The organism is Rhodopirellula sp. JB055 (genome assembly GCF_043100905.1).
Taxonomy (GTDB): Bacteria; Planctomycetota; Planctomycetia; order Pirellulales; family Pirellulaceae; genus Rhodopirellula.
In genome coordinates this window covers 1-7069 of sequence record NZ_JBICHO010000157.1, presented here as the reverse complement: position 1 = coordinate 7069, position 7069 = coordinate 1, and the positions used below count along the sequence as shown (strand labels likewise).

General features: G+C 57.0%; 5 protein-coding genes. 4 read left to right on the top strand and 1 reads right to left on the bottom strand.

Annotated features, from left to right (window positions below):
- Window positions 1–79 precede the first annotated feature (79 nt).
- A complete protein-coding gene (locus ACF8AM_RS06490) occupies window positions 80–1039 on the top strand; it encodes a DUF1559 domain-containing protein (protein WP_392554844.1) in 960 nt (319 codons plus the stop codon).
- 185 nt (window positions 1040–1224) lie between these two features.
- Window positions 1225–2652: a hypothetical protein gene (locus tag ACF8AM_RS06485; protein ID WP_392554843.1), complete on the top strand. Its 1428-nt coding sequence runs from the start codon at window positions 1225–1227 to the stop codon at window positions 2650–2652.
- A 3-nt stretch (window positions 2653–2655) separates the two neighbouring features.
- Here ACF8AM_RS06485 and wecB read toward each other — a convergent pair whose 3' ends face one another.
- Window positions 2656–3798 (bottom strand): non-hydrolyzing UDP-N-acetylglucosamine 2-epimerase, encoded by a 1143-nt coding sequence (gene wecB / locus ACF8AM_RS06480; protein ID WP_392554842.1) that lies wholly within the window; start codon window positions 3796–3798, stop codon window positions 2656–2658.
- A gap of 111 nt (window positions 3799–3909) precedes the next feature.
- Between wecB and ACF8AM_RS06475 the strand changes: the two genes are divergently transcribed.
- Both ACF8AM_RS06475 and ACF8AM_RS06470 read left to right on the top strand, forming a co-directional pair.
- Window positions 3910–4902 carry an SDR family NAD(P)-dependent oxidoreductase gene (locus tag ACF8AM_RS06475; protein ID WP_392554841.1) on the top strand — a complete coding sequence of 331 codons (993 nt, stop codon included), beginning with the start codon at window positions 3910–3912 and terminating at the stop codon, window positions 4900–4902.
- A gap of 222 nt (window positions 4903–5124) precedes the next feature.
- The gene (locus ACF8AM_RS06470) at window positions 5125–6879 is read left to right on the top strand and encodes a redoxin domain-containing protein (protein ID WP_392554840.1); all 1755 of its coding nucleotides are present in this window, start codon (window positions 5125–5127) and stop codon (window positions 6877–6879) included.
- Window positions 6880–7069: the final 190 nt, after the last annotated feature.

Below are 7069 nucleotides of genomic sequence, written 5' to 3'. Positions count from 1 at the left end.
TGTCTGCAGTTGCTCAAAGCTGGTTCCCTCGAGATTCGACAATTGGCTCGCAAACCATCCCTGTGATCGAGGTTTGACCGTGAGGACGGAGCAAGAAACAGTGAATCGCCATGGATTCACGCTGGTGGAGTTACTGGTCGTCATCGCCATCATTGGCGTCCTGATCGCACTTCTTCTGCCAGCGGTCCAGAGCGTTCGCGAAGCGGCACGTCAGACCAAGTGTCGCAATCGAATTCGACAAATCGCGTTGGCGTGCCAGAACTACGAATCGATGTTTCGCGATCTGCCGGGATACTCCGGCGAAGTCCCGCCTTTCCTGGTCGATTTTGACAGCCGCCGCTCGTACGATGCCCGGTTCAACGGCGGCAACTGGATCGTCCAGGCGATGGCGTTGATGGAACAAGCTGACTTGGCGCCGCCACTGGCAAAAATCGGGGCTGCTCCCAGCATCGCGCCGACGGACCGCGTGCAGCAACACGTTCAGTCGGCTGTCTCCACGTTTCATTGCCCAACCCGGCGTGACGCGGATGCCTATCCGTTGCTGGAACCCTATCTCAGTCGGTACGGAGCGAGTGGCGGACGGACGGATTACGCGATGTGCGGTGGTCCTGCGTCGGTCAACGAAGCGGACCACCGAGTCATCGAAAGCGAGTACGACGGGGTTTGGAGACTCGGCGGCCGGACGACCTTGTCGCGGGTGTTTGACGGTTTGAGCCACACGTATCTGGTCGGCGAAAAAGCGATGGATTCCCTGAAATACACCACCGGAGACTGCTTTGGCGACCGTGCTCCGCTGGCCGGTTACACGGGAATCGGGACCACCACGCACTCATATGTCCGGTTCGCGGCTCGGCAACCGGCGCTGGACACCCCCGACAATTGTTTGTCGTGTCACGACTTTGGAAGTGCCCACCCACATGGCTGGAATGCGGCGATGGTGGATGGATCGGTGAAAATGTTGACGTACACTCAAGACATCAACATTCACCGCGCGGCCGCTTCGATCGATGGTCGCGAAATTCCAACTTACGAACACTGATCTCAGTTTGACTCAATCGAAACTCCCCAAAAAGTCGATTTGCAAATGGGATAAATCCACTCTTGCAGATGCTTTGCCGTTGCTAGCCGAACAAGTCCAATCGGCAGAATTCATCTGTCGAAAGTGCGGTCGAGCGGCGGCGGAGAAACGGTTGCTGTGCAAAGCAGCTCGAATGGATTCACTGGGTGAAAAGAAAGCGTGACGGTTTGATTCAACAGTTCGCGAAATGGATCTTTGCGTGCGGCATCGTCGCGGGAGTCTCTGCATGGACCACCGGATGTTCGCCTTCGTCGTCCACCTCGGAAGAAGCCGCGACGACACCACAGCAGTTTGTGATCGCACGGGGCCAGCCTCGCGACCGACTGCGGCAAATCTTCGCTCGCTATCGCGGCAGTTCGTACTACCAGGACACCAGCGAAGTCGTGCTGCGTGTGGTCCCGTTGGCAAACGCGTCCTCGGAATTGTTCTCGGGCGGAAAGCAAGAACAGCGAGCCCCGTTTCGAGTGCGTTGGACTGGCCGACAACTCGACGTCCAAGCCTACGCGGTGCGATTGCGAGCCAATTCCACGCCACAATCCAACCAAGTCGAACTGAATGCTTGGTTCGATGAACCTGAAACACGCCACTTCGATTCTCAGATGCTGGTTGATGTCTGGCAAAAACCGGAAAACCAACGATTGAACCTCGATCGCGTGCTCGCGGATGAAGTCCTGCGGTCGAAGTTGTCCGCCGGGCTGGCTGGTCCGCCACCGCAACTGGAATGGTTGTTCGCGGGCGACCCCATGTCGGGCATCTTCGAGCCCACTGCAAAACTGAAGTGGTTGCCCGACGCAAATTTCGCGGGGCAAAAGATGCGACGCATTGCGGCGGAAACGGAAGGCAAGTCCTATGTGTTTTGGATCGATCCCACGGTCAGTGTGATTCGTCGGGTTGAGTTGCCGCTTCCACTGATCGAAGGTCTGGATACCAAGCAAAGTTCGCTGACACTTGAATTCCGACGAGCTGAGTTTGCACCCCAGTCCGGTGAGGAGGACTCGACTCGATTTGACTTTCAACCGCCTTTCACTCCACAACGTGTTTCGCGTTTTGTCCCCGTTCCACCACCGCCCCCATCCAGCATTTTGGGGAGACGATTGCCCAACGATGCGATGCGGGCACTTCATGCGGGTAACAAAGCATCCGAGTTGGTGCTGTTTCGCCTGTCCGAAGCCGAATCCGAATCCGCCGCGGAACCGCGCTGGATCGCAGCCGCGATCACCCAATCGCGTCAGTCGAATTTGTCTCACGTTCGCTGGGTGGTTGCGACCGAAGACTCTGGCTTTCGCCGCGAATTGGCGTCGGCTTGGTCGGGTGCCGTCACCGTGCTGGATGCCAAATCATTGGACGATGTCTTTGGGCTGTTGAGGCTGAGGCCCGGCAGCGCGGCTGTCATCGATGCGGATCAAACCGTCCTGCTGACTGAGCGACAGATCAACGCCAGCACCGTGAGCAACGTCGTCGCTGCCTTGGCTGATGATTCTGCGGGTGTGGATGTTCCGAAAAAGATCTTGGCCGACTATCAACAACTGAACCGGGCTTATGAAGCCGAACTTGCAAACGCCCTTCGACAGTAGTCGTCAGCAAAAGTGCTGAGCGATCGCGTCCAAGATTTTCTCTGACGCGGTGCCGTCGCCATAAGGATTGGAAGCTCGCGCCATCTTGTCATAGGCTTCGCGGTCGCTGAGCAATTCACTGACGCCGTCCACGATGTTCTTGCGAACTGGGCCGACCAAGCGGACCGTGCCTGCGTCCACACCTTCGGGACGTTCGGTCGTGTCACGCATGACCAATACAGGCTTGCCCAATCCGGGAGCCTCTTCTTGCACGCCGCCCGAATCGGTGAGCACTAACTCACAAGCTTGCATCAGCGCCACAAACGGACGATACGACTGCGGCGGTAACAGCAACACATTGTCGAATTGACCCAATGCCTTTTGAACAGGTCCAGACACATTCGGATTCAAGTGCACCGGGTACACAAATCGAACGTTGGGGAATCGCTCTGCCAGCTCCGAGATTGCACCACAGATCTCGTCAAAGCCACCGCCAAAGTTTTCACGGCGGTGCCCCGTGATCAAAACAAAACGTCGCTCACGCCAATCGCTGGGAAGAACCGACCCCAGCTCTTCGTCGATCTTCGCTGCCACCGCGGGGTCGGATTGTTGCTGGACCTCCAAGTGCAGGGCATCGATCACGGTGTTGCCCGTCACAAAGATCTTCGTCGGATCGATTCGTTCGTTCAACAGGTTCGCCTCGCTGACCGAGGTTGGTGCAAAGTGCAGCGTGCTGATGGGACTGGCCAACACCCGATTGGCTTCTTCGGGGAAGGGGCTGGCCAGATTCCCCGTCCGCAGGCCTGCCTCGATGTGCCCGGTCGGAATGCGGCGGTAGAAACATGCCAGCGAGGCCATCAGAACCGTCGTTGTGTCGCCTTGAACGAGAGCAAAATCAGGTTCTTCGGCTTCGAGAATTTGATCGATCGACGCGATCAGTTTCGAAGACAGGCCTGCCAGGGTTTGCCCCGGCGTCATCACGCCCAAATCGTGATGCACTGGCAAATCGAAGATGTCGATCACTTGATCCAGCATTTCGCGGTGCTGGCCCGTCGAAACCGACAGCAATTCGAATCGGTCGTCCGTGGCAAGTCGCTTGATCACGGGTGCGACTTTGATTGCCTCGGGACGGGTTCCGAAGAAGACGGCTATTTTGGGACGTTTCATTGACTAGACTGCGTGGCAAAATCGGACGGTGCAACTGGCGGCCCACTATAGTTTGAACCTCGCCAAACCCCAGGGCACCTCCCCAAACCCCGAATCAAGAGCCCCGAACCGATGCCCGATTCGTCGTCCAAAACGTACCTGGTCACAGGCTGCGCTGGTTTCATCGCCAATGAAGTCGCCTCGCAATTGCTGGCGGCGGGTCATCGCGTGGTCGGAATCGACAACGTCAATGACTACTACGATGTGCGGCTGAAAGAACATCGCTTGGAGAAACTGACCTCCCAGGGTGAGGCGTTCACGTTCGTCCGAGGCGACATTGAAGACTCATCGACGCTGCAGACAATCTTCGATGAAAATTCATTCGATGCAGTGCTGAACTTGGCTGCTCGTGCCGGGGTGCGATACAGCATGGAAAACCCGCACGTCTACATGACGACCAACGCGATGGGCAGCCTTCACCTGCTCGACCAGATGCGACGTGTCGGCGTGAAAAAATACGTGCTCGCGTCAACCTCGTCTTTGTACGCCGGTCAACCGATGCCGTTTGTCGAAACGCTGTCCGTCAACACGCCGATCTCGCCATACGCGGCCAGCAAGAAAGCGGCTGAGGCAATGGCGTACTCATATCATCATCTGTACGACATCGACGTCTCGGTTTGCCGCTACTTCACCGTCTACGGACCCGCGGGACGTCCCGACATGTGCATCTTCCGATTCATCAAATGGATCGATGAAGGCACACCGATCGAGTTATTTGGCGACGGCGAACAAGCTCGCGATTTCACCTATGTGTCGGATATCGCTGCGGGAACCATCGCGGCGTTGCAGCCCGTTGGATACGAAGTCATCAACCTGGGAGGCGGCGGAACTCCCGTCTCTTTGAACGACATCATTGGTCGACTCGAAAACTTGCTTGGCAAAAAGGCCAAGGTTGAACACAAGACATTCCACAAAGCCGATGTCAAAGTCACCTCCGCCGACATCAGCAAAGCGAAAGACTTGATCGGCTGGACTCCGAAGGTGGACTTGGATGAGGGGCTCGCCGCATCGGTGGAATGGTATCGGGACAACCAACCTTGGTCCGGCGAACTCGAACTGCCGTAGAGAACGAAACCGGTTGCCCTGCATTCCGTTGAATCAATCCCCGTAGCCGGATTTGCCAGAATTCGGATCTCCCTCGCTTCCGCCCGAAGGAATCCAAACCGGCCTTTCCGGCAGGACGTCGAATCTCCCCGTACAATTCGACACGGAACTGCGGGTGACACGGCCCCCGCATTTCAGCGAAACTGGTGTTTCACCGTTGATTCTCTTCGCCCGAGGCTTCTGATGCATCGTCGTTTGGTTTGCTTGGCAGTCGCATGCTTGATTCTTGGAAACACGTGGATCCCGGCCAACGCCGCGACGGGTCTCCAGTCCGAAGGTGCAGAAACTTCTCCGGTCGGAGAACGGATCGCGAAATTCACGTTGCCCAACGCCTACGGCAAACCCGTCTCGCTGAGTGATTTCAAGGGCAAGAAGTGCGCGGCGATTGTCTTCTTAGGTACCGAGTGCCCTTTGGCAAAGTTGTATGGCCCGCGACTGAATGATCTGCAGCAGAAATTTGGAGATCGCGGTCTCCAGGTCATCGGGATCAACTCCAACAAACAAGACAGCCTGACCGAAGTGGCCGCCTACGTGCATCGTCACGACATCGGCTTTCCGATGCTGAAGGACAAAGGCAACGTTGTCGCCGATGCGATGAAAGCCGAACGAACGCCCGAGGTGTTCCTGATCGATGCCGATCGCGTCATCCGCTACCACGGCCGCATCGATGACCAATACGGAGTCGGCTACGCTCGCGACAAAAAAACTCGTTCCGATCTGGCCATCGCGGTGGAAGAATTGCTGGCTGGAAAATCGATCTCCCAACCGAAGACGGAGGCGGTTGGTTGCCATATCGGACGCACCAAAGACGTCGCTGAACTCGGCGAGATCACCTACGCCAAACACATCGCTCCGATTTTCAATTCGCGATGCGTGACTTGCCACCGCGAAGGCGAGATCGCGCCGTTCACCCTGACCAGCTACGAAGACACGCAGGGATGGGAGGACACGATCCTCGAAGTGATCGGCAACAACCGTATGCCGCCTTGGTCAGCCAACCCAGCACACGGCGAGTTCGCCAATGACGCCAGGCTGTCAGAGGAAGAAAAGGACCTGATTGAACAGTGGGTCGATGGTGGGATGCCCGAGGGCGATCCGTCCGAACTGCCTGAACCACCCGTGTTCACAACCGGATGGCAGATTGGCGAACCTGATCAAGTCATCCAGATGCGAGACAAACCCTTTGCTGTGCCCGCCGAAGGTGTAGTCGATTATCAACGTTTCGTGATCGATCCGGGTTGGGACGAAGACAAGTACGTCGTCGCCTGCGAAGCACGTCCTCAAAACCGAGCCGTCGTTCATCACATCTTGGTCTATGTGATCCCACCAGGCGGCAGGAAAGTGGATCTGCGGAAAGTGTTGGTGGGCTACGCTCCCGGCAGCACCCCAGTCGACCTGAATGACGGCGTCGCGATTCATGCGAAAGCCGGCAGCAAGCTGTTGTTCGAGATGCACTACACCCCCAACGGCACCGCCCAAAGCGATCTGTCGTACATCGGGGTCAAGTTCACCGACAAAGCCAACGTCGAGAAAGAGCTGGAAGGCGTCATCGCGATCAACACGAAATTCAGAATTCCTCCCGGCGAAGCCAACCATGTGGTGACAGCGAAGCACACCGTTCGGAAGGACATCGAGCTGCTCGGAATGACCCCGCACATGCACCTTCGCGGCAAAGCGTTCCGCTACACGGCCCACTTCCCCAATGGCGAACAAGAGATTCTGTTGGACGTTCACGCCTACGATTTCAACTGGCAGATGAAGTACATCCTCAAGGAACCTCGGAAATTGCCTCGGGGGACCGTCGTCCACTGCCGTGCGGTCTTTGATAACTCGGAATACAATCTGAGCAACCCGGATCCTTCCAAAACCGTTGGATGGGGCGACCAAAGTTGGAACGAAATGATGATCGGCTTCATGGACGTGGTGAAGGCCGACTGACTTTCACAGTCGAACCTCTCCAGAGCTGATGATGAACCAAGCCCAGCGAACGCTTTCAACCGGGAGGCTGCTTGGTCTCTCGTTTCTTTGCCTGGTGTTCCTTTCGCCGGCATCGGCAAACGACCGCCCAGCCGAATCGGCGCCGCGATTCGATCCGGTGGTCCGTGAGATCGAAGGTTGGAAGGTGCAC